A 21,156-nucleotide genomic window follows, 5' to 3' on the forward strand; every position below is an offset into this window, starting at 1 on the left:
AATTTCTATGAAAACTGTCTATTCGCCGCTTCATGCCGGCCATTCAGGCCAGATGGAACTGGTCACATCGGCGATCGTGCCGGGTTTCGAGAAACCGTCGCGGGCCGAATTCATCAGGGCGCGGGTGGAGAGCGAGAATCTCGGGCCGATCATCGGACCTACCGAGCACGACCTAGCCGCCGCCAAACGCGTGCATGAATCCCATTACATCGACTTCCTGCCGACGGTGTGGCCGCAATGGGTTGCCGCCGGCTTCAAGGGCTCGGCCATGGGCTTCACCTGGCCGACGCGCGGCCTGCGCGGCGACGTGCCGCCGAAGCGCGTCGATGCCTTGCTCGGCTATTATTCCTTCGACGCCGGCGCCACCTTCGTCGAAGGCACCTGGGCGGCGATCAAGTCCTCCTATGACGTCGCGCTGACCGCCGCCGCACTGGTCAAGGGCGGCGAGCGCACCGCCTTCGCGCTCTGCCGCCCGCCCGGCCATCACGCCGGCGCCGCCTTCATGGGCGGCTACTGCTTCATCAACAACGCCGCCGTCGTCGCCCAGTGGTATCGCGACCAGGGCGCCAAACGCGTCTCGATCCTCGATGTCGACTACCATCACGGCAACGGCACGCAGGAGATCTTCTACCGCCGCGGCGACATCCAGGTCCTCAACCTGCATGGCGACCCGATGGTCGAGTATCCCTTCTTCCTCGGTCATGCCGACGAGCGCGGCGAAGGCGAAGGCGAAGGTTTCAACGTCAATTACCCGATGCCCTTCGGCACCAACTGGGACGACTGGAGCGCGTCGCTGGAGGACGCCTGCGCCAGGCTCGCGGCCTACGCCCCCGATGTCGTCATCGTCTCGCTCGGCGTCGACACTTTCGAGAAGGATCCGATCAGCCAGTTCAAGCTGAAGAGCGAGGACTATCCCAAGATCGGCCGCCGCATCGCCAGGCTCGGCCTGCCCACGCTGTTCGTCATGGAGGGCGGCTACGCCGTCGAAGAGATCGGCATCAACGCCGTCGGCGTGCTGACCGGCTTCGAGGATCGCTAATGCGTGTCGCGCAAAAGTGTGCAGCGGTTTTGCGCTAACGACATGCATGAAAACAAAGCCTTAAAGCGCGTCGCCTGAATCCGTTTCAGCGCGACGCGCTTTAAGCCAATCCCCTTGAAGGAGATACGCCCTTGGATGCAACCGGGAGCGTATTTTTGCGACCCCCGCCGCGAAATCATCGGCTCAATTCGACTGTGAAATCACCGCCAAGTAACGCGAAGACCGGCTGCTGAGTCGCAAAGCGAGTCCACCGGATTCGATTTTGTCAAATCGCGTTTGATGTCGGATTCATCTGCGGGTAGATTAGACCCGAATCAGCCGGTCCATGGGGGGCGCGGCGACCACCCAAAGTCTCAAGTTCCGGCGCCAGGCTGGTACCAGACGCGGACGGTTTCGCGTTCCCTAGAGGGATTCGGCGCGGTTGGGCGCCGTTCGCGCCCGTGGGTGTGTCTTCGTAAACGTGACGCGTTTCGGGTCCGGCCGCTGGTTTTGCCAGCACCGGGCACAAGGATCGATTCCGGCAAGAATCCAAGAATTAAAATGAGCAGTTCCGCCGCGCTTCTCCAACCCGACGCTTCAGGCTCGCGCCTGACATCGCGCGGCGATCTCACCAGTTTCTTCATGCAGCTTGCCGCCGATATCGGCGCCGACAGCTACATGCTGGTCGCCATCGTGCACGACCAGGACCGCAACGATGCGCGCATCGTCTCCTCGAACTGGATCTTCGACGGCATAGAGCTGATCGGCAAAAGGCTGATTGCCAACCTGGCGCTGGGCCCCTTGACCGTGGCGCCGGGCGTACGCCCGAAGCCGCTGGTGGCGGCGCACGCGCCCGATGCCGGCGCATTGCTGACCGGCGAGGAAGCCCGCCTGCTCGACGTGCTCGGCCACGCCGAAATCTATTCGTTGCGGCTCAATGTCGGCCGGCAGCGCCTGTTCGTGCTGTTCTCAGCCGCCGAGGCGGGCAAGATCGACCTGGCCGCCCTGATGAAGGCGCAGATCAAATGCTGCTACGCGCTTTCCAGCATTCCGCAGCTGATCGCCGCGGCGTCCATGCAGGATCCGCTGTCGGACCGCGAGCGCGAATGCCTGTTCTGGGTTTCGGAAGGCAAGACCACCGACGAGGTGGCCGTCATCCTCGGTGTCTCGTCGAACACCGTCAACAGCTACATCACGCACGCCATCCAGAAGTTCGCGGCCAGCAACCGCGCGATGGCGATCGCGACCGCGATCAGGAGCGGCATCATTTGAAGCACGCACAGGTCAAAGAGGCCGCCGCGGCCCTTTTCAACGATCAATGCAATCCGTTCGGCGCCTTCTCGCTCGGCTCGGAGACCCATCACGCGGTCACCATTCCGGATGCCGTGCGTCGCTGCCGCTGGATCGCCGTCGATATCAACGCCTCGGACTTCGGCCTCTATTTCGTCAGCCCGTCGCCCGAGCGCGCGCGTCTCGTGGCGTGTTTCGATTCCGACTATCCCGGCACCGCGGTCGCGACCAAATTCATCTCCGGCGCCAATGGCGAGGATATGGTGCGCCACAGCCGCATCTCGACGGCGCCGCGCTGGTGGGCCGACGACGGCTCCGCCGGATCGCGGCACGCCTTTCAGCCGCTCGCCTGGGCCGAGCCGACCGCGCCGCTGGCGCCCGGCACCAACGGCATCGCCTTTCCGGTGCATGCCGATCGCGGCCAATGCGGGCTGGTCGTCTTCCTGGGCTCGGAGATCGCGCTGTCCGACGACATGCTGTGCGAGATCCATGCCCGCTCCTTCGCGCTTTTCGCGGCGGTCGCCCGCATCCGCCCTGGCGAGACCGGCAGGACGCGCTCGATCTCCAAGCGCGAGCTCGAATGCCTCAAGCTGACCGCCAACGGCAACACCAGCGAGGAGATCGCCAAACTCCTCAAGCTCTCGGTGCATACCGCCAATCAGTACCTCACCCAGTCGACGCAGAAGCTCAACGCGGTCAACCGCAACCAGGCGGTCGCCAAGGCGTTGCGGCTCGGCCTGATCGAATAGCTACACAGCTGCGGCGCTGTAAACGCGCTGCAGCGAGATTGGCTCGGCTGCAATCAAATCGTCACGGGAATGCGAGCGGCTCGGTCCTGCGGATGCGAGCCTCTTCGATCGCGTCCTCGAGCAAGGCCGTGTTGTGCTCGGGCGTCTCGCCGGGCTTCTCGAACGACACGTAGTTGACCACCACGGATGCCTCGTGCTCGGTCAGCGTCAGCTGGAAATAGACCGTCACGCCGCGAGGCCGAAGCTCGAGATCGAGCACGATGCGCGGGCTGCCGCTCCAGTCGACATGCGCCTCGCCCCCATGGCCGAGCCGCAGCTTGCCCGGCCGGAAGTAAAGCTCGGCCGCCGAGTCCACCAGGTCCGAGAGGCAGGCGAAATGCTCGAGCCGGATGAAGGCGATATAGTCGGCAACGTCGATGAGCCTCAATTCGCCCACCACGGGCTCGATGGCGCTGGCGACGATCAGCTCGCGGGAGTTAGCGTGTGGTTGCCGGTCCATGGATTAGCGGCGTCCGTTCATTGGGTTGCTTTGCGCGTGGCCTTCTTCGAGTAGACGATCCGCACCAACTCGGCGACGGCCTGGTAGAATTGCGACGGGATCACGCTATCAACCGAAACTTGCTTGTACATGGAGCGCGCAAGCGCCACGTCCTCGAAGATCGGGATGTTGTTCTCCCTGGCGATCTCGCGGATCTTGAGCGCCACCAGGTCCTGCCCCTTGGCCAGCACGATCGGCGCGGAATCTTCCTCCCGCACATATTTCAGCGCGATCGAATAGTGCGTCGGGTTGGCGATCACCAGCGTCGCGCGCGGCACGGCCGTCATCATGCGCTTGCGCGCCCGGTCGCGCGCCAGCGAGCGCAGCCGCGACTTGACGATCGGATCGCCTTCCGACTGCTTCATCTCGTCTTTGACTTCCTGCTTGGTCATGCGCAGGTCGCTCCGCCAGTGGAAACGCGACCAGACGATGTCGACCACCGCGATTAGCCCCATGACGAAGACGATCGCCACCAATATGTCGACGAAGATGCCGCGTATGACCAGACCGAACGAGACCGGATTGGTGATCATGCCGGCGAGCAGCTTGCGATGATCTTCCGAGAGCGTGAAGCTCAACACCGCGATAGCGAAGCCGAGCTTGGCCAGCGACTTCAGGAATTCGACCCACCCCTGCACGCCGAACATCCGGCTCCAGCCCTTGGCGATCGAGATGCGCGACAGCTGTGGCCTGATCCGTTCGCCCACGATTTGCGGCATGTTCTGGAACACCGAGGCGCCGATGCCGGCAACCGTCAGCAGCACCAGCAGGCTGACGACGGCGCCGCCGATCTCGACCATGACCTGCTTGTAGAGCGAGATGACGTCGGTCTCGGTGTCCATCGGCCAGGCTTCCGGCTTTTCCAGGAACGTCGACAGGAACATGCCGAGATCGACGATCGCGTCCTTGGCATAGAAGACGGCGAAAACCAGTATGGCGAGGAAGGACGCAAAGATCGCGGTCTCACGCGAATGGGGCAGCTTGCCCTGTTCGATCGTGTCGCGGATCTTCTTTTCTGTGGCTTCCTCTGTTTTGGAATCCTTGTCGACCGCTTCAGCCATGGCGCTCTGACCGGGTGATTATCGTCAAGCGGCTTCGGCGGCGGCGGTCTGCGTCGAGGGCAGCTCGAAGGCTCCTTCGCGCGATAGCCGGATGGCGGCGACCGATATGCTCTTGCGCGCCGCCATGATGTCGGCAAGCGCAATGCCTTCCGATCCCTGTCCGAGTTCGGATTCGATCATGCGGCGAGAGCGCGCGCCGATCGCCGAGAGCGCCGATTCGGCGAGTTCCGGCGCCGCGCCGCGCAGCGCCAGCGTGACGAGCTCGGTCGATAGCCCGTCGAACAGCAAAACCCGGGCTTTCTGCGGCAGCAGCGGCAGATCGTCGAAGGCGAACAGCCGCGACCTGACGCCGACGAGATCGGGCGTGCCGAGATCCTCCAGATCCTGCATGAGGTCGTCCAGTTCCGGCTTCGCCATTTCGTTGAGCATGCTGGCGACGCGTTCCTGGCCGGCGGACGTGTCCCTGCTGGCCTTCTGCGACAGCACGCTCACGCGCAGCTGGTTCTCGACGATCCGCGATGCCGCGTCCGGGATGTTGGCCATTGTCACCATGCGCTTGATGATCTGGCTGCGCATCGGTTTTTCCATGGTGAGCAGCACGTTGGCGGCCGTCTGCGACGCGAGCTTCGAAAGCACCATGGCCGACGTCTGCGGATGCTCGCCGGCAAGGAAGCCGCCAAGCCGCGCCGGCTCGAGCTTCTCAAGGTCCGGCCATATCGGCGGCGGTCCTTCCGGAACCGGCTCGAACTTCTTTTCGCCCATGATGGCACTCATCTCCTCGGGCGACAGCGATTCGTTCAGGATCGTATCCATCCGGTCGGCTGAATCGAGCAGGCCGGCTCCCTCGGTGAACTCGGCTTCGAACTCGGCGACGATGCGCTCCAGGTCGGCCTGTGGAATGGTGCGTAAGAGACGCGCGCCCTCGATCAGCGCCTTCAACTCGTCCTGTTTGAAGAATTTGAGCAGGCGGCTGGCCGCGGGCTTGCCCATGGCCACCAATATGGCCGCCGCCTTTTGCGGACGTGTGAGCGCCAATGCCGTCGTCATGCGTGCTGTCCTCGCTGCCGATTGGTCCGCTCGCCGGCCATTCTCAGGCGCTCTTCGTCGCGGCGATGATTTCGGTGAGCCGGATGCCGAAACGCGTCGGATCGCTTTCCAGCACCGTGATCTCGCCGCGCGCTATTCTGCGGCCGTTGACCACCACGTCGACCGGCTCGCCGATGCGGCGATTGAGCGCGACGGTGGAACCCTTCTGCAGCGCCATCAACTCCGACACGGGCATCTCCGTGCTGCCGAGGATGATCTGAACGTCTACCGGAATGGTCATGATGATCGAGGAATTGGCGCCAGACCGAAGCGCAGCATCCGGACGGCCCTCCTCTTCACGGAGCACGCCGCGCAGTTCTTCGATAGCGCGATCAAGCTGCTCGTTAGGTTGGCCGGTTTCCGTTTCGGCCTCGGCTTCCACATTTGTCGCTGCCATGCTTCGTCTCCATGAATCCCGGGCCTGGCGTCAGCCCGGCATCAGTCCGTCGATGAAATCCTGCCCGGCATCATGCGGATGACTGATGCGGACGGTGTAATTCTGCCCCAGCTTGCCGAACTCGCAGACAAACAGTGTCTTGTCGCGGGCGCTGAGCCTGGCGTTGAGCTGCGCGTTCTCCTCGAATTCGATCACTTGGCCGGGTTCGAACGCGGCGAGGTCGCCGAGCGTCAGCCGGGCGAGCGGCATCGTCGCTTCGAGCCGGACGGTCGAGCGCATCACCTCTTCGGAGAAGCGGGCCCGCCAGTCGAATTCCGTGGTCTCGCCGTCCTCGCCCGTGGCGACGTCGCCGCTGCGCGAGGAAAGCAGCAGGCGCTGCGGGATCATCACCGTGAGCGTGCCGCTGTCGGACGGCGTCGACAGGCCATAGACGATGCGCACGGCGGCGCCGTCGCGCAGCACCCGCCGCCTCGCATCGTTGCCGGACATTGCTTTCGGCACCGGCAGGCGCAGGTCGAGCGAACGTTTGCCGGATCCGTTGAGTGCCGTCGCGACCTCCTGGAACACGCTGGTCGCGACGTCGGCCTCGATCTGCGACAGGTCGCGCTCGATCGGCGCCACTGGCTGGTCGGGATCGCCGCCGAATAGCGCGCTCACCATGACGGCGACCGCTTGCGCATCCATCACCAGCGTCATGGCATCGGCCGAGGCCGGCGAGGCAACAACGGTCAGCGCAAAGGCATCGCCGGCGCGCGAACGCGCCTCGGGAACGCGGCCGACCTCCACCACTTGCAGATCGACGATCACTGGCGCGCCGAGCTCGCCCGCAAGCGCCTTCTGCAACACCGGCAGCGCCCGCTCGGCCATGCCGCGGCCGACGCCGATCACCTGCGCCGCCTCGCCGCTGTCGCCGACGAGCCGCTCGATGATCAACTCCCGGGTTTGCGAAGGACTGCCCGGACTTGTCATGACGGCAGGCGGCCCTGTCTCGGATGCAGCATGCTCAGGCCGCCTTCTTCTCGGCGGAGCCGGCGTTCATGGTGCTCTGCTCCACCGCGTCGATCGTCGGACGCTCGTAGGAGGATATGGTCTTGCGGCCGAATTCGATCGCCACCTGCGGCAAGGCGCCGTTCATATACGCAAGCAGCGTCTGCTTGACGATGATGTAGAGGCGATTCTTCTTTTCGCGCACCGTCTTGATCTTGGTGGCGACCGGACCGACCACCGCATAGGACAGGAAGATGCCGAGGAAGGTCCCGACGAGTGCCGCGCCGATCAGGCCGCCGAGGATTTCGGGCGACTGGTCCAGCGCGCCCATCGCCTTCACCACGCCGAGCACGGCCGCCACGATGCCCAGCGCCGGCAGGCCGTCGCCGACCGCGACCATCGCGTGATAGGCTTTCAGCTTGTCGGTGCGGATCGTCTGGATCTCTTCGTCCATCAGCGCTTCGATCTCATGCGAGCGGGCATTGCCGATGATGATGATGCGGCAGTAGTCGCAGATGAAATTCGTCAGGTCGTGGTTCTTCAGCACGGTCGGAAAAGCCTGGAAGATGGCCGACTCCTCCGGATTGTCGATATGCGCCTCGACTTCGCTGCGCGACTTCGAGCGCAGTTCGCGCATCAGGCTGTGCAGGACGCCCAGCGTCTCGAGGTAGTCGCGCTCCTTCGGCACCGCCTGCTTGAAGGCTTCGAGAATACCCTTGCCGGTATCCTTGACCGTCTTCATCGGATTGGCGACGAGGAAGGTGCCGAGCGCAGCGCCGCAGATCACCACCGCTTCCCATGGCTGCATCAGCACATGCAGATGCCCGCCCATGGCCATGAAGCCGCCGAGGACGCAGCCGAGCGTCACCACAAGTCCGATCAGAATGCCCACGACAGGTCCTTCCGCATGTCACGTCGTGATCAGGGATAGTCCTCGTGCCTTGTGTGAGGCTTGAATCGAAGGCCGCGAACGCGATTCAGCTTCGCGCAAGGAAGTGACGTTATTGTGCAGGGATAGCTTCGGCCGGAGGCGTATCCTTGCTCAGTACCTACACCAGCTACCAGTTGATCGCGAAAGACATCAACAAATCGATCGTCCAGGTTGAGAAACAGCCGACGGTCGATCGCGATACGCAGTATTATCTGGCCAATATCGGCAAGGTTACATCGATCGACGATTTCGTAAACAATGATCGCCTGTTCAAATATGCCATGAAGGCTTACGGGCTGGAGGACATGGACTATGCCAAGGCCTTCATGGTCAAGGCGCTGAAGGAAGGCATCTCCGACGCCGACAGCTTCGCCAACAAGCTGACCGACAAGCGCTACGCCCAGTTCGTCGCTGCCTTCAACTTCGCGGCCGATGGCACCAGTGCGACGATCTACAACCCGACACAGCAGCAGGTTACGGCGAACTACGCCACACAGGCCGAGATCGCCGGCCTTGATCCGGATTCGGACTATGTAAAAGGCGAGACGACCTACTATCTCGCCAACATCACCAAGGTGAAGTCGATCGACGATCTGATGTCGAACGACCGGCTCTACACTTACGCGCTGGCCGCGTTCGGCCTGGATTCGGCCACCGAGGACAAGGACCTCGTCAAGTCCGTCCTGCAAGGCGGCGTGAAGGATCCCGACAGCGTCGCCAACCAGCAAACCAACAAGGCCTATGCCGGGCTCGCCGCCGCCTTCAACTTCGCACAGTACGGCGACACGACCACCACTCGCGTTGCGGCGCAGCAGCCGACCGTCGACATGTATCTGCGCCAGACATTGGAGGAGAATGCCGGCCAGACCAACGAAGGCGTGCGGCTGGCGCTTTATTTCCAGCGCAAGGCGCCGGACATCACCAGCTGGTACGACGTGCTCGCCGACACCGCTTTAGCCAGCGTGGTCCGCGCAGCGCTCGGCCTGCCCGATTCCTTTGCCACCGCCGACATCGACAAGCAGGCGCAGCTCTTCGAGCAGAAGCTCGACATCAACGACTTTACCGACCCGGACAAGCTCAGCAAGTTCCTGACCCGCTTCACCAGCATGTACGAGATCAACCACCCGACCTCGACGGCGGTGACGTCTGTCAGCGTGCTCTTCGCGCAGCCGACCAGTGTCGGCATCTCCACCGATCTGATGATGGCCATGCAGCAGTTGAAGTTCTGAGAAGATCATGCAGGACAGTCTTTACGTCGCCCTTTCCTCGCAGATCGCGCTCGAGCGCCGTCTCGACACCATCGCCGATAACGTCGCCAACGCCTCGACCATCGGCTTTCGCGCCACCGGCGTGAAGTTCGAGGACGTGGTCTCGGGCACCGGGCCGAAGTCGGTCTCCTTCGCCTCCTCCGGCAAGACCTATCTTTCCGGCGCGCATGGCGCGCTGACCGAAACCGGGAATCCGTTCGACTTCGCCATCCAGGGCGACGCCTGGTTCGCCATAGAGACGCCCGCCGGCACGGTGATGACGCGCGACGGCCGCTTCTCCATGAACGAGAACGGCGAACTGATGTCGATCGAAGGCTACCCGGTGCTGGACGGCGGCGGCGCTCCGATCCAGCTCGATCCGCGCAACGGCCCGCCCAAGGCGGGCGCCGACGGCTCGCTCAGGCAGAACGACCAACTGGTCGGCGCCATCGGTCTCTACAATTTCGACCCCGGCGAGAATTTCGTCCGCTATGGCAATTCGGGCATCGTTCCGGCGCGCACGCCCGAACCCGTCACCGATCGCTCGGACGTCGGCGTCGCTCAAGGGTTTCTGGAAGAGTCGAACGTCAATCCGGTGCTGGAAATGACCCGGCTGATCCAGGTGCAGCGTGCTTTCGAGAACACGGCGGCGCTGATGCGGCAGACCGATTCCTCCACCGACGACGCGATCAAGACGCTTGGCTCGAAGTGACGGCATGACGAACGGCTCGTCCCTGTTGCGCGCTTCCGATAGCCCGGCGGATACCGGACGTGCCGACAGGCTGGCCGCGCTCGAACGCGTCTGGCGGCGGTTCGACGATCCGCAGGTGCTGCTTTCGCGCGGCGGCCGCGTCGTCGAGATATCGCCGACACATTACAAGGTCCGTGGTCTGTCCGGGATTGCCAGGCTCGGCGACATCGTCGAGCAGCGCGGTAAGGCCGGCGCACGCCGCGGCGAGATCGTCAAGATCGGCAGCGACGAGGTGGTGGTCGCGCCGTTCGAGCGCAGCACCGATGCCGGCATCGGCGATGCCGTCTTTCGCCGTGGTCCGCTCGCGGTCACGCCGCATGTCTCCTGGCGCGGGCGCGCGATCGACGCATTGACCCGCGTCATTGACGGTGGTCCGCCGCTGATCAGGCCGAATGCAGCCAATGCCGCGCATAGCGCGACGCCTGGCGCCCTGGCGCGCCAGCGCGTCGGCACCGGCTTCCTCACCGGCGTCAGGGTGATAGACATCTTCACGCCGCTCTGCTTCGGCCAGCGGCTTGGCATCTTCGCCGGTTCCGGCGTCGGCAAGTCGACGCTGCTTGCGATGCTGGCCGGCGCCGAGGCCTTCGATACGGTGGTCGTGGCGCTGATCGGCGAGCGCGGCCGCGAGGTGCGCGAATTCCTCGAGGATACGATCGGCGCCCAGAGCATGGCCAAGACTGTCGCCGTCGTCGCCACCAGCGATGAAAGCGCCATGATGCGCCGGCGCGCGCCCGACACGGCCATGTGCGTGGCCGAGCATTTCCGCGACCAGGGCCATCGCGTGCTGCTGGTGCTGGACTCCATCACACGCTTCGCGCACGCGCTGCGTGAGGTGGCGACCGGAACGGGCGAGCCGCCGGTCGCGCGCGGCTATCCGGCCTCGGTCTTCACCGACCTGCCGAAGTTGCTCGAACGCGCCGGGCCGGGGGCCGAAGGCCCCGGGGTTAAAGGTAGGGGTTCGATCACCGCCATCATTTCCGTGCTGGTCGACGGCGACGACCACAATGATCCGGTCGCCGACTCGGTGCGCGGCATCCTCGACGGCCATGTCGTGCTCGACCGCGCGCTCGCCGAGCAGGGTCGTTATCCGCCGGTCAATCCGCTGTCGTCGATCTCGCGCCTTGCCGACAAGGCCTGGAGCGCCGAGCAGCGCATGCTGGTGACGAGGCTGAAATCGATGATCGCGCGCTTCGAGGATACACGCGACATCCGTCTGCTGGGCGCTTACCAGAGCGGCGCCGATGCCGAGCTCGACAACGCGGTGCGCCAGGTGCCGCTGATTTACGAGGCGCTCACGCAATCGCCGAGGGACCGCGCATCGGCCGATCCGTTCGCCGACCTCGCCCGCCATCTCAAGGGGAAGCTGAATGGCGATCAAGGAGACTGAATTCCAATACACCGAGCGCATGTTGCGCGACATGCTTGCCGAGGCCGAGGCGGCGGAACGGGCTGAGGCCGACGAGGCAAGAACTGCCAAGCAGAAGGCCGCGCTCGCCAGGACCGAGAAGGCAACGGCGCTTCCGACCAGAGCCGACAAGCCTCATCCGCCGCGGACATCCACCGCCGACATGGCACAGGCCAGCCGCGATTCGTTGCTCGATGGCCTTTTTCCCCGCACCGAATGGCCCGAGCCGCCGAAAGCCCAGTTCCCGCGCCTCACCGACAAGAGCGCCGACCGCCGCAGCGATTTAGTCATCGCCGCGCTCGGCATCACACTCGGCCTGATCTGCGCGCTGTTCCCCTGGTATATCTTCTTCAACCAGGAGCAGTTCGGCGTTCAGGCCATCAAGTTCGGCGGCAGCGGCAGCAACTCCGGACGCGCCGGCGGCGGCATCGTGGCCGAACGCAGCGGACCACTGACGGCCAAGGACGTTCCCAATGCCGATATCGACCTGTTCGCCACCGGAACGGTGCAGGACGATCCCGCGCCACCGCCCGGCGACCAGCCCTTCCCGACCGCCGCTTCGGAATTCAAGATGGTGCATGTCGCCAACGGCCGCGCCATGATCGAGGACGATACCGGTCTGTGGGTCGTCCAGCGCGGCTCGGTTCTGCCCGATTCCAGCCGCGTCGCCTCGATCGAGCAGCGCGGCGGCAAGTGGGTGATCGTCACCAGCACCGACAAGGTGATCCAGCTCACCAAGTAAGAACCCGGGCCTTACAGCTCGTCCCGCGCAAGGTCCGCGCAAGACTGGCCGCCTAGTCTTGTGCGTACTTGCCCGGGAGATTCCCATGGAACCCGTAAATCTTTTCGATCTTGCCACGCGGCAATCGCAATGGTTGGCCGTGCGCCAGTCGGCGATTGCCTCGAATATCGCCAATGCCAACACGCCGGGCTACACGGCCAATGACGTCGAGCCCTTCGAAAAGGTCCTCGACCGCACCGCGGTGACGCTTGCCGCCACGCAGGCTGGCCACCTTGGCGCCGAAACGGCCCATGCCGGCTTCAACGTCAGGCCGGAAGACGCTGACGGCGCGATCATGCCGTCGAAGAACACCGTGGTCCTTGAGCAGGAGCTGATGAAGGCCGGCGAGGTCCGCCGCTCCTTCGAGCTCAACACGGCGATCGTCAAGGCCTTCCATTCGATGATGACGATGGTGGTGAAGAGCTGATCATGGATGCGCTGACTGCAGCCCTCAAAGTCGCGGCTTCCGGTCTTGGCGCCCAGTCGGAGCGCCTGCGCGTGGTCTCGGAAAACCTAGCCAACGCCCAATCGACCGGCAGCACGCCGGGCGCCGAGCCCTATCGTCGCAAGACGATCACCTTTCAGTCCGAGGTCGACCGCGCAACCGGCGGCTCGCTGGTGGAAGTCAGCGCGATCTCCCGCGATCCTTCGGACTTCCCGATCGAATTCCAGCCTGGCAATGAAGCCGCCGACGACAAGGGGTACGTCAAGATGCCCAACGTCAACACGTTGGTCGAAATGGCCGACATGAGCGAGGCGAACCGCTCCTATGAAGCCAACCTGCAGGTGATCAAGCAGGCTCGCGATCTGATTTCCATGACCATCGACCTGATGAGGAACCAGTAATGATCGGCGGTATCGGGGCAATACAATTCAAAACGGCGGTCGATGGAGCGGAACAGGCTTCACCGGGTCTGCTGCAGGGCGGTGTCGAAACGCAGGCCGGCGAAAGCGTCGGCAGCACCTTCGCCGAAGTCCTCGGCCAGGCGGCGACGAAGACCGTCAACACGCTGCAGGGCGCAGAGCAGATGTCGATACAGGCGCTCAAGGGCGATGCCGACACGCGCCAGGTCGTCGATGCGGTGCTGAGCGCCCAGCAGGCGCTGCAGACCACCATCGCGATCCGCGACAAGGTCGTCTCGGCCTATCTCGAAATCAGTCGCATGAGTATCTAGGAGCGCGTCATGAAAGCCCTTGCGATCGCCGCCACAGGCATGAACGCCCAGCAGACCAACCTGGAAGTCATCGCCAACAACATCGCCAACATCAACACCACCGGCTACAAGCGGGCGCGGGCCGAATTCTCCGACCTGCTCTACCAGGTCGACCGCACGCAGGGCGTGCCCAACCGCTCCAACACCTCGCTGGTGCCGGAAGGCGTCTCGATCGGTCTTGGCGTCAAGACCACAGCGGTGCGCAACGTCCATACGCAAGGTGAATTGGCCAGCACCGGCAACAGCTTCGACCTGGCGTTGACCGGCAGGGGCTGGTTCCAGATCGAGGGTGCCGACGGCGGCACGCTCTATACCCGCGCCGGCGCTTTCAACACCAATGCCACCGGGCAGCTCGTGACCGCCGACGGCGCCAACGTCATTCCGGCCATCACCGTGCCGACCGACGCCGTCGAGGTGATCGTCAACAAGACCGGCCAGGTCTTTGCCCGCATCGACGGACAGACCGACCTGCAGCTGCTCGGCCAGCTTCAGATCGTCAACTTCGCCAATGAGGCGGGCCTGGCGCCGCTCGGCGACAACCTTTTCCAGGAAACGGCTGCCTCCGGCCCGGCCAATGTAGGCGTTCCCGGCGATCCGGGCTTCGCCACGATCCAGCAGGGTTATCTCGAGTCTTCCAACGTCGATCCAGTCAAGGAGATCACCGAGCTGATCTCTGCCCAGCGCGCCTACGAAATGAATTCCAAGGTCATTCAGGCCGCCGACGACATGGCCTCGGTGGTCTCCAAGAACATCAGGTAACGGATAATGGCCGGGCCGATCTCCTCCGCACTCCGTCGCGTCGCGCTGGCCACCGCCCTGGTGGCCGCCGGCATGCCGGCTTTCGCGCAGGACGCGACCGGCCAGTCGGCAAACCAGATCGCCGCCGGCCAGGCGGTCGGCGAGGCCGTGCTGATCCCCAACCGGGTCATCTATCCCGGCGAGACCATCGAGCCCGCCTCGCTCAAGCAGGTGACGCTCATCCCCGGCAAGCACAAGCCGGACGGCATGGCGACGCGCTCCGAGGAACTCCAGGGCAAGGTCGCCAAGCGCACGCTGCTGCCCGGCCGCTACATCCCGATCAGCGCCATCCGCGACGCCTGGCTGGTCGAGCAGGGCGCTTCCGTACAGGTCTATTTCACCGCCGGCGCGCTCACCATTTCGGCCGCCGGCATCACGCTGCAGCCAGGTGCTGCCGGCGACCAGATCAAGATCCGCAACATCGACAGCGGCAAGATCATCTCGGGCACGGTGATGGCCGACGGCACCGTCAAGGTCGGCGCTTCGTGATGCGCGTCCTTCTCCTTCTGCTGAGCGCGGCCATCGGCCTGCAGCCGGCATTGGCGGATGGGCTGACGCCCAAGGCCAAGCGCGAGCTCGCACAGAAGAACGGCGGCGTCTACGACGATCCGGAATACGATCCGGCCACCACCACGCGCATGTTCCGGGTCTCGACCGGGCCGAGCACACTGCCGCCCGGCCAGGTCGCCGCGCGCATCAAGGACATCGCCCAGTTGCAGAGCGCGCGCGACAACCAGCTCGTCGGCTACGGCCTGGTCATCGGCCTCGCCGGAACCGGCGACAGCCTGCGCAACTCGCCCTTCACCGAACAGTCGATCCGCGCCATGCTGGAGAATCTCGGCATCGCCACCGAAGGCGGCAGCGCACGCGCCAAGAACGTGGCCGCCGTCATCGTCACCGCCAACATGCCGCCCTTCGTCCAGTCGGGCAGCCGCATCGACATCGACGTCTCCTCGATGGGCGACGCCACCTCGCTCGCCGGCGGCACGCTGGTGATGACGCCGCTGAAGGCGGCCGATGGCGAAATCTATGCCGTCGGGCAGGGCTCGGTGATCGTCGGCGGCTTCACCGCCCAGGGCCAGGCCGAGCAGTTGACGCAAGGCGTGCCGACCGCCGGCCGCGTGCCGAACGGCGCCATCGTCGAGCGCTCGGTGCCGGCCGAATTCGACGACCAGGGCGTGTTGACGCTGCAATTGCGCAATCCCGATTTCTCCACCGCCATCCGCATCGCCGACGCCATCAACGATTACACCTCGCAGCGCTTCGGCATGCGGGTCGCCGCCGAGCGCGACGCCCGCACGGTGCAGATCAGGCGGCCGAAGAACATCTCCGCCGCGCGTTTTTATGCCGAGATCGAAAATCTGGTCGTCGAATCCGACGCCCCTGCCCGCGTCGTCATCGACGAACGCACCGGCACCATCGTCATCGGCAGCAATGTCAGGATCTCGCGCGTGGCGATCAGCCATGGCACGCTTACGGTGCGCATCACCGAAGCGCCGAAGGTGGTCCAGCCGGAACCCTTCTCCAGGGGCGAGACCGCGGTCGAGCCTTTCACCGCCATCGAGGCAAGCCGGCCCGACGCGCGCGTCGCCGTGCTCGACGGTCCCGATCTCGAAACGCTTGTATCCGGCCTCAATCGCCTCGGCGTGAAGCCCGACGGCATCATCGCCATCCTGCAAGGTATCAAATCGGCCGGCGCCTTGCAGGCCGACCTAGTTCTCCAATAGGCACGCCGATGATCGCGCTTTCCTCCCCAACACCCCGCCGTCACCTGAGCTTCTGCGCCATCGGAGCAATGGTTGCTCTGCTTGGCGGGACGGCCGCCCACGCGGACGAGGTGCGACAGGTGTTGCCGGGCGGTCAGGCGCCAGTTCAGCCGGCCCAGCTCACACACGAAAGCGCGCCGCTTCAGCCGGCTGCGCTCGCGGCCGGCAAGGCGCCTGACGAAAGCGAGGTCCAGCGCTTCTGCTCCAACATCGCCGACGCCGCGCGCGACCGCCGCTACGCGCTTCAGGCCGAGGAATTGAAGCAGCTGCAGGCCGGCATCGACGAGCGCATGAAAGCGCTCGAGGCAAAGCGGGCCGAATACGAGGAATGGTTGAAGCGCCGCGAAGTGTTCCTGGCGCGCGCCGAGGACGGCGTCGTCAAGATCTATGCCGGCATGAAGCCCGACGCCGCTGCCGAACGGCTGGCGATGGTCAATGCCGAGCTCGCGGCGGCCATCCTGATGAAGCTCGATTCGCGCAAGGCCGGCGTCATCTTGAACGAAATGGACCAGAAGGCGGCAGCGACGCTCACCGGCATCATGGCCAGCGCGGCGCGAAGGGTTGATCCGTCATGAAGTTGAAATTCTTTGTCCTCGTCGCGGTTGCGGCATTGTCCGGCTGCGGCACCAATTTCAAGGAGATCGGCCGGGAGCCCGCTCTGTCGCCGGTCGGTTCCGGCATCGGTGAGGGTGGTTCCGGCCCCTACAGCTACCCCGAGCCGCCTGCCTCGCGGCCGAAGAAATTCTCGCTGTGGGACGATCGCCAGAGCCGGCTCTTCACCGATCCGCGCGCGCTGCGCGCCGGCGACATCCTTACCGTCAACATCAAGCTCAACGACAGGGCCAATTTCAAGAACCAGAACGACCGCAGCCGCACCGCCGCGCGCAAGCTCGGCTACGACGTCAATCTCGGCTGGGAAAATGCAAGCACCAGCGGCAAGGGCGACGCCGGCCTGAGCTCCAGCACCGAGACCAATGCCGACGGCGAGATCAAGCGCTCGGAGGACATCGCCCTCAACGTCGCCGCCGTCGTTACCGAGGTGCTGCCGAACGGCAATCTGATGATCAGGGGCTCGCAGGAGGTCCGCGTCAACTACGAGCTTCGGGTGCTGACCATCGCCGGCATGGTTCGTCCGTCCGACATCGGCGCGGAGAACACCATCCCCTACGAGCGCATCGCCGAGGCGCGCATTTCCTATGGCGGCCGAGGCCGTGTGAGCGAGGTCCAGCAGCCGGCCTATGGCCAGCAGGTCCTCGACCAGGTTCTTCCCTTCTAGGACCGGAGAGCGCTGCCGTGGCCAATGTCGAGCAGGTCCAGCCCAAGAAGGGACCTTCCCTGGTGATCCAGCTCGCCATGCTGTTGGTCATAACGGGCGCGGCGGTCGGCATGGGCTGGCTTTCCGGCGGCTATCTCAAGCAAGGCGAAACGCCGGCACCGGTGCCCGCGGCACCGGAGAACGCCGGCACCGCGGAAAAACCCGCCGAAGCCGGCAAGGCGGCCGCCGGGCCGGCGCTGGTTCAGCTGGCGCCGATCACCACCAATCTCGCCTCGCCGTCGGACGTCTGGATCCGGCTGGAGGCGTCGCTGCTCTACGATGCTCCCCAGCCGCCGGAAATGGCCGAGCAGATCCACCAGGACCTGCTCGCCTATGTGCGCACGCTCAAGCTGCACCAGATCGAAGGCGCCAGCGGCTACCAGCATCTCAAGGCCGATCTCGAAGAGCGCGCGGCGCTGCGCAGCGGCGGTCACGTCAAACAGGTTCTCGTCAGGACGATGCTGCTCGAATGAGAAAGTTCCTCATAGCCACGGCGCTCATCGTCGTCACCACTTCCGTCGCCGCGGCCCAGCAGCTCGATCTTGGCGGCATCGGCAAGGCCGACGGTACGACGGTCGGCTATCTGATCCAGATGTTCGGCCTGCTCACGGTGCTTTCGGTGGCGCCGGGCCTCCTGATTATGGTGACGAGCTTCACCCGCTTCGTCATCGCCTTCTCGATCCTGCGCGCCGGCATCGGCCTGCAATCGACGCCGGCCAACCTGATCCTGATCTCGCTCTCGCTGTTCATGACCTTCTATGTCATGGCGCCGACCTTCGACCAGGCCTGGAACACCGGCGTCAAGCCGCTGATGGACAACCAGATCACGCAGGCCGAGGCGTTCGAGAAGATTTCCGGCCCGTTCCGCGACTTCATGCTGCACAATGTGCGCGACAAGGACTTCGACCTCTTTGCCGACCTCGCCCGAGAGCGCGGCCAGACCGTCTCGCGCGAGAGCGTCGACCTGCGCATCCTGGTGCCGGCCTTCATGATCTCGGAGATCCGCCGCGGCTTCGAGATCGGTTTCCTCATCGTCCTGCCCTTCCTCGTCATCGACCTCATCGTCGCCACCGTCACCATGGCCATGGGCATGATGATGCTGCCGCCGACGGTGGTATCGCTGCCGTTCAAGATCCTGTTCTTCGTGCTGATCGACGGCTGGAACCTTCTGGTCGGCAGCCTGGTGCGATCCTTCACCTGATCGTTCCCGCCGGACCGCGCAAGTGTGCCGCGCCAAGCCTCGACGGCTTGAGGAAAGTGCGCGCAAGCCTTCCAACATTATTTTCGATTAACCGTCCGATTTAGGTCTTTGGTAGCAACTTGCCGCCATAGTCGCCTGCAGATGGCGGGTGATCGGGTTCACAGATCATTGGCATGATGCCGCACCGTCATACCGGACATGCCGGTATGTCAAAAAAATCCGTGTAAAAACAAGGTACGTGTACCATGGCCAGTATCATGACCAACGCCTCGGCGTTGACCGCTCTGCAGAGCTTGAACGCCACCCAGAAGAACCTCGACACCACCCAGGCCCGCATCTCGACGGGCTATCGCGTTTCCCAGGCTTCCGACAACGCCGCTTACTGGTCGATCGCCACCACGATGCGCTCCGACAACCAGGCCATGTCCACTGTTTCGGACGCTCTCGGCCTCGGCGCCTCGAAGGTCGACACCGCCTACACCGGCATGGACAGCGCGATCTCGACCATCAACCAGATCCAGCAGAAGCTCACCGCTTCGTATGGCCAGACCGATGCTTCCAAGGAAAAGACCCAGGTCGAAATCGCCGCTCTTCAGAAGCAGTTGAAGGCCTATGCCGATGGCGCCACCTTCTCCGGCACCAACATGCTGTCGGTATCGACGGCTTCGGGCACGGCGGCGGACGTCAAGATCGTATCGGCCTTCAACCGCGGCGCCACCGGCTCGGTTTCGATCTCGACGATCGACGTCAACGTGGAAAGCATCAAGCTCTATGACGCAGGCGCTGCCCCGACCGCGAAGGGCATCCTCGACACAGAGCGTCTCGGCACCACCGGCGCCGCTGTCGCCGCGGCCTCGGCCCCGACCCTGGGCGCTGCTGCCGCTGCCACCGACACTTATTCGGTCGCCGGCCTGAAGATCTTCTCCGGTACCACCGCTGCAAGCGACACTCAGATCCAGGCGATGATGAACGTCGTCGACGCCGCGCTGAAGGACATGACGAACGCCGCCACCAAGCTCGGCGCCGCCAAGAGCTCGATCGACCTGCAGAAGACCTTCACCTCGAGCCTGATGGACTCCATCGACCGCGGCGTCGGCCAGCTTGTCGATGCCGACATGAACAAGGAATCGACCCGCCTCCAGGCGCTGCAGGTCCAGCAGCAGCTCGGCGTCCAGGCGCTGTCGATCGCCAACGGTTCGTCGCAGTCGATCCTGTCGCTCTTCCGCGGCTGATCGCTCTATACTGACCAGGCTAAAGCATCGGGCCGCGCCAAAAGCGCGGCCCGATTTTCGTTTGCTCAAGGCCCGCGCAACCCTCGTTTCTTAACTTCTCGAAAGCCTACTTTTAACAGGCCATTAACCATATCGCGCTAGATATGGTTAACCAACGACTTACGACAGGTTGTCGAGTCGGCCCGACCGGCACGACCGCAACCGGTGGGCAGGTCGAGACCCGGCCTGTGTGGCATGCCGGCTTTTGAGAAGGAGCGAGTTTCTTGGCGAGCATCATGACGAACGCTGCGGCGTTGACTGCACTTCAAAGCCTCAACGCTACCAACAAATCGCTCGAGCAGACGCAGGCCCGGATCTCGACCGGCTACCGGGTCTCCGAGGCCTCCGATAACGCTGCCTACTGGTCGATCGCCACCACCATGCGCTCCGACAACTCGGCGCTGTCGACCGTGCAGGACGCGCTCGGCCTTGGCGCCTCGAAGGTCGACACCGCCTATACCGGCATGAACAACGTCCTTTCGACGATCGGCCAAATCAAGACCAAGCTTTTGTCGGCCGTCGGCCAGTCGGATGCCAATAAGGCCAAGACGCAGACCGAAATCACCACGCTGCAGGCGCAGATGAAATCCTTCGCCGACGCCGCCACCTTCTCGGGCTCGAATTATCTTTCGGTGACGTCGACGCAGGTCGCGGCCGCCAATGACGGCGTCCAGCCGGACGCCAAGATCGTCTCTTCGTTCAATCGCTCCTCGTCCGGCGCCATCTCTCTCGGCACCATCGACATCGATGTCGAGAGCACCAAGCTGTTCGATTCCGGCCTCGCGACGGCGGTCAAGAACCAGGGCATTCTTGATCGCAAGACTTCGATCTATTCCACCGCCGCGGACCAGTCGGCGTATGACGCCGCCTATGCGGCCTCGATCGCCGGCGGCGCCACCGACATCGCCGCTAACACCGCCGGTCAGGCCGCTGTGACGGGCACGCCCGTCAAGATCGACAACGTCTCCGCCTTCAATCTCGACATCACGGCAACGGGCGTGACCGACGACATCATCACGCAGATGGTCACCAAGATCGACAACGTCATGAGTCAGCTTACTGACGCCGCTACCGTGCTCGGCGCCGCCAAGAGCTCGATCGACCTGCAGAAGACCTTCACCCAGAGCCTGATGGACTCCATCGACCGCGGCGTCGGCCAGCTCGTCGATGCCGACATGAACAAGGAATCGACCCGCCTCCAGGCGCTGCAGGTTCAGCAGCAGCTCGGCATCCAATCCCTGTCGATCGCCAACAGTTCCTCGCAGTCGATCCTGCAGTTGTTCAAGAACGGCTAAGCCGCGGGATTATTCCCACCAGAAAAAGGCCGCGCCCGAGGCGCGGCCTTTTTCG

At 64.2% G+C, this 21,156-nt stretch carries 25 protein-coding genes; 19 read left to right on the forward strand and 6 right to left on the reverse strand.

The window, feature by feature from the left end; all coding sequences use genetic code 11:
• Positions 1–7: 7 nt before the first annotated feature.
• From FJ417_RS13565 to FJ417_RS13575, 3 genes are all read left to right on the forward strand, one after another.
• Entirely contained in the window at positions 8–1,039 is a 1,032-nt protein-coding gene (locus FJ417_RS13565; protein WP_140783810.1) for a histone deacetylase family protein, read from the forward strand.
• Between the two features lie 540 nt (positions 1,040–1,579).
• A complete protein-coding gene (locus tag FJ417_RS13570; RefSeq protein WP_140642090.1) occupies positions 1,580–2,290 on the forward strand; it encodes a helix-turn-helix transcriptional regulator in 711 nt (236 codons plus the stop codon).
• Positions 2,287–3,057 (forward strand): helix-turn-helix transcriptional regulator, encoded by a 771-nt coding sequence (locus FJ417_RS13575; protein WP_140783811.1) that lies wholly within the window; start codon positions 2,287–2,289, stop codon positions 3,055–3,057. Before FJ417_RS13570 ends, FJ417_RS13575 begins: the two co-directional genes overlap by 4 nt.
• Positions 3,058–3,118: 61 nt before the next feature.
• Here the strand turns inward: FJ417_RS13575 and FJ417_RS13580 are convergent, their stop codons facing one another.
• The 6 genes from FJ417_RS13580 to motA are packed head-to-tail and all read right to left on the reverse strand — an operon-like array spanning position 3,119 to position 8,018.
• Entirely contained in the window at positions 3,119–3,556 is a 438-nt protein-coding gene (locus FJ417_RS13580; RefSeq protein ID WP_140642095.1) for a hypothetical protein, read from the reverse strand.
• Between the two features lie 17 nt (positions 3,557–3,573).
• Entirely contained in the window at positions 3,574–4,656 is a 1,083-nt protein-coding gene (gene flhB, locus FJ417_RS13585; RefSeq protein ID WP_140783812.1) for a flagellar biosynthesis protein FlhB, read from the reverse strand.
• Between the two features lie 24 nt (positions 4,657–4,680).
• Positions 4,681–5,703, reverse strand: a complete 1,023-nt coding sequence (locus tag FJ417_RS13590; RefSeq protein ID WP_140783813.1) for a flagellar motor switch protein FliG — start codon at positions 5,701–5,703, stop codon at positions 4,681–4,683.
• A gap of 43 nt (positions 5,704–5,746) precedes the next feature.
• Positions 5,747–6,139, reverse strand: a complete 393-nt coding sequence (gene fliN / locus FJ417_RS13595) for a flagellar motor switch protein FliN (protein ID WP_140642101.1) — start codon at positions 6,137–6,139, stop codon at positions 5,747–5,749.
• A 30-nt stretch (positions 6,140–6,169) separates the two neighbouring features.
• A complete protein-coding gene (locus tag FJ417_RS13600) occupies positions 6,170–7,108 on the reverse strand; it encodes a FliM/FliN family flagellar motor switch protein (protein WP_140783814.1) in 939 nt (312 codons plus the stop codon).
• A gap of 34 nt (positions 7,109–7,142) precedes the next feature.
• Positions 7,143–8,018: a flagellar motor stator protein MotA gene (gene motA, locus FJ417_RS13605; protein ID WP_140642105.1), complete on the reverse strand. Its 876-nt coding sequence runs from the start codon at positions 8,016–8,018 to the stop codon at positions 7,143–7,145.
• A gap of 146 nt (positions 8,019–8,164) precedes the next feature.
• Between motA and FJ417_RS13610 the strand changes: the two genes are divergently transcribed.
• From FJ417_RS13610 to FJ417_RS13685, 16 genes are all read left to right on the forward strand, one after another.
• The gene (locus tag FJ417_RS13610) at positions 8,165–9,286 is read left to right on the forward strand and encodes a DUF1217 domain-containing protein (RefSeq protein WP_140783815.1); all 1,122 of its coding nucleotides are present in this window, start codon (positions 8,165–8,167) and stop codon (positions 9,284–9,286) included.
• 7 nt (positions 9,287–9,293) lie between these two features.
• Positions 9,294–10,016, forward strand: a complete 723-nt coding sequence (gene flgF / locus FJ417_RS13615) for a flagellar basal-body rod protein FlgF (protein ID WP_041012679.1) — start codon at positions 9,294–9,296, stop codon at positions 10,014–10,016.
• A gap of 4 nt (positions 10,017–10,020) precedes the next feature.
• Complete coding sequence (gene fliI, locus FJ417_RS13620; RefSeq protein ID WP_140642109.1) at positions 10,021–11,442, forward strand: flagellar protein export ATPase FliI; 1,422 nt, start codon at positions 10,021–10,023, stop codon at positions 11,440–11,442.
• Positions 11,423–12,202, forward strand: coding sequence for a hypothetical protein (locus tag FJ417_RS13625; protein WP_140783816.1), 780 nt, complete (start codon positions 11,423–11,425; stop codon positions 12,200–12,202). Before fliI ends, FJ417_RS13625 begins: the two co-directional genes overlap by 20 nt.
• A gap of 85 nt (positions 12,203–12,287) precedes the next feature.
• On the forward strand, positions 12,288–12,668 hold the full coding sequence (gene flgB, locus FJ417_RS13630) for a flagellar basal body rod protein FlgB (RefSeq protein ID WP_140783817.1): 381 nt from the start codon (positions 12,288–12,290) through the stop codon (positions 12,666–12,668).
• Between the two features lie 2 nt (positions 12,669–12,670).
• On the forward strand, positions 12,671–13,087 hold the full coding sequence (gene flgC, locus FJ417_RS13635; protein WP_140642117.1) for a flagellar basal body rod protein FlgC: 417 nt from the start codon (positions 12,671–12,673) through the stop codon (positions 13,085–13,087).
• Positions 13,087–13,416 (forward strand): flagellar hook-basal body complex protein FliE, encoded by a 330-nt coding sequence (locus FJ417_RS13640; RefSeq protein ID WP_140783818.1) that lies wholly within the window; start codon positions 13,087–13,089, stop codon positions 13,414–13,416. The genes flgC and FJ417_RS13640 overlap by 1 nt, the downstream gene beginning before the upstream one ends.
• 9 nt (positions 13,417–13,425) lie before the next feature.
• Positions 13,426–14,214: a flagellar basal-body rod protein FlgG gene (gene flgG, locus FJ417_RS13645; RefSeq protein WP_140642123.1), complete on the forward strand. Its 789-nt coding sequence runs from the start codon at positions 13,426–13,428 to the stop codon at positions 14,212–14,214.
• 6 nt (positions 14,215–14,220) lie between these two features.
• The gene (gene flgA / locus FJ417_RS13650) at positions 14,221–14,742 is read left to right on the forward strand and encodes a flagellar basal body P-ring formation chaperone FlgA (RefSeq protein WP_140783819.1); all 522 of its coding nucleotides are present in this window, start codon (positions 14,221–14,223) and stop codon (positions 14,740–14,742) included.
• Between the two features lie 149 nt (positions 14,743–14,891).
• Positions 14,892–15,980: a flagellar basal body P-ring protein FlgI gene (locus FJ417_RS13655; RefSeq protein WP_246687455.1), complete on the forward strand. Its 1,089-nt coding sequence runs from the start codon at positions 14,892–14,894 to the stop codon at positions 15,978–15,980.
• A 68-nt stretch (positions 15,981–16,048) separates the two neighbouring features.
• Positions 16,049–16,594, forward strand: a complete 546-nt coding sequence (locus FJ417_RS13660; RefSeq protein ID WP_246677140.1) for a MotE family protein — start codon at positions 16,049–16,051, stop codon at positions 16,592–16,594.
• On the forward strand, positions 16,591–17,295 hold the full coding sequence (gene flgH / locus FJ417_RS13665) for a flagellar basal body L-ring protein FlgH (RefSeq protein ID WP_140642128.1): 705 nt from the start codon (positions 16,591–16,593) through the stop codon (positions 17,293–17,295). The genes FJ417_RS13660 and flgH overlap by 4 nt, the downstream gene beginning before the upstream one ends.
• A gap of 17 nt (positions 17,296–17,312) precedes the next feature.
• On the forward strand, positions 17,313–17,807 hold the full coding sequence (locus tag FJ417_RS13670) for a flagellar basal body-associated FliL family protein (RefSeq protein WP_140783821.1): 495 nt from the start codon (positions 17,313–17,315) through the stop codon (positions 17,805–17,807).
• Complete coding sequence (gene fliP, locus FJ417_RS13675) at positions 17,804–18,535, forward strand: flagellar type III secretion system pore protein FliP (protein ID WP_140642132.1); 732 nt, start codon at positions 17,804–17,806, stop codon at positions 18,533–18,535. Before FJ417_RS13670 ends, fliP begins: the two co-directional genes overlap by 4 nt.
• 245 nt (positions 18,536–18,780) lie before the next feature.
• Entirely contained in the window at positions 18,781–19,767 is a 987-nt protein-coding gene (locus FJ417_RS13680; RefSeq protein ID WP_140642134.1) for a flagellin, read from the forward strand.
• 263 nt (positions 19,768–20,030) lie between these two features.
• Positions 20,031–21,101, forward strand: coding sequence for a flagellin (locus FJ417_RS13685; protein WP_140783822.1), 1,071 nt, complete (start codon positions 20,031–20,033; stop codon positions 21,099–21,101).
• Positions 21,102–21,156: the final 55 nt, after the last annotated feature.

It is taken from the genome of Mesorhizobium sp. B3-1-7, assembly GCF_006439385.1.
Taxonomy (GTDB): Bacteria; Pseudomonadota; Alphaproteobacteria; order Rhizobiales; family Rhizobiaceae; genus Mesorhizobium.

What these genes read in the sequence shown, in the direction of transcription:
- fliP (WP_140642132.1), top strand. Translation starts at nt 17,804, where the DNA reads ATGAGAAAGTTCCTCATAGCCACGGCGCTCATCGTCGTCACCACTTCC.
- FJ417_RS13600 (WP_140783814.1), bottom strand. Translation starts at nt 7,108, where the DNA reads ATGACAAGTCCGGGCAGTCCTTCGCAAACCCGGGAGTTGATCATCGAG.
- FJ417_RS13680 (WP_140642134.1), top strand. Translation starts at nt 18,781, where the DNA reads ATGGCCAGTATCATGACCAACGCCTCGGCGTTGACCGCTCTGCAGAGC.
- flgH (WP_140642128.1), top strand. Translation starts at nt 16,591, where the DNA reads ATGAAGTTGAAATTCTTTGTCCTCGTCGCGGTTGCGGCATTGTCCGGC.
- flgF (WP_041012679.1), top strand. Translation starts at nt 9,294, where the DNA reads ATGCAGGACAGTCTTTACGTCGCCCTTTCCTCGCAGATCGCGCTCGAG.
- FJ417_RS13565 (WP_140783810.1), top strand. Translation starts at nt 8, where the DNA reads ATGAAAACTGTCTATTCGCCGCTTCATGCCGGCCATTCAGGCCAGATG.
- FJ417_RS13625 (WP_140783816.1), top strand. Translation starts at nt 11,423, where the DNA reads ATGGCGATCAAGGAGACTGAATTCCAATACACCGAGCGCATGTTGCGC.
- FJ417_RS13640 (WP_140783818.1), top strand. Translation starts at nt 13,087, where the DNA reads ATGATCGGCGGTATCGGGGCAATACAATTCAAAACGGCGGTCGATGGA.
- flgC (WP_140642117.1), top strand. Translation starts at nt 12,671, where the DNA reads ATGGATGCGCTGACTGCAGCCCTCAAAGTCGCGGCTTCCGGTCTTGGC.
- flgB (WP_140783817.1), top strand. Translation starts at nt 12,288, where the DNA reads ATGGAACCCGTAAATCTTTTCGATCTTGCCACGCGGCAATCGCAATGG.
- FJ417_RS13655 (WP_246687455.1), top strand. Translation starts at nt 14,892, where the DNA reads ATGTTCCGGGTCTCGACCGGGCCGAGCACACTGCCGCCCGGCCAGGTC.
- FJ417_RS13580 (WP_140642095.1), bottom strand. Translation starts at nt 3,556, where the DNA reads ATGGACCGGCAACCACACGCTAACTCCCGCGAGCTGATCGTCGCCAGC.
- flgA (WP_140783819.1), top strand. Translation starts at nt 14,221, where the DNA reads ATGGCCGGGCCGATCTCCTCCGCACTCCGTCGCGTCGCGCTGGCCACC.
- fliI (WP_140642109.1), top strand. Translation starts at nt 10,021, where the DNA reads ATGACGAACGGCTCGTCCCTGTTGCGCGCTTCCGATAGCCCGGCGGAT.
- FJ417_RS13660 (WP_246677140.1), top strand. Translation starts at nt 16,049, where the DNA reads ATGGTTGCTCTGCTTGGCGGGACGGCCGCCCACGCGGACGAGGTGCGA.
- fliN (WP_140642101.1), bottom strand. Translation starts at nt 6,139, where the DNA reads ATGGCAGCGACAAATGTGGAAGCCGAGGCCGAAACGGAAACCGGCCAA.
- FJ417_RS13590 (WP_140783813.1), bottom strand. Translation starts at nt 5,703, where the DNA reads ATGACGACGGCATTGGCGCTCACACGTCCGCAAAAGGCGGCGGCCATA.
- flhB (WP_140783812.1), bottom strand. Translation starts at nt 4,656, where the DNA reads ATGGCTGAAGCGGTCGACAAGGATTCCAAAACAGAGGAAGCCACAGAA.
- FJ417_RS13570 (WP_140642090.1), top strand. Translation starts at nt 1,580, where the DNA reads ATGAGCAGTTCCGCCGCGCTTCTCCAACCCGACGCTTCAGGCTCGCGC.
- flgG (WP_140642123.1), top strand. Translation starts at nt 13,426, where the DNA reads ATGAAAGCCCTTGCGATCGCCGCCACAGGCATGAACGCCCAGCAGACC.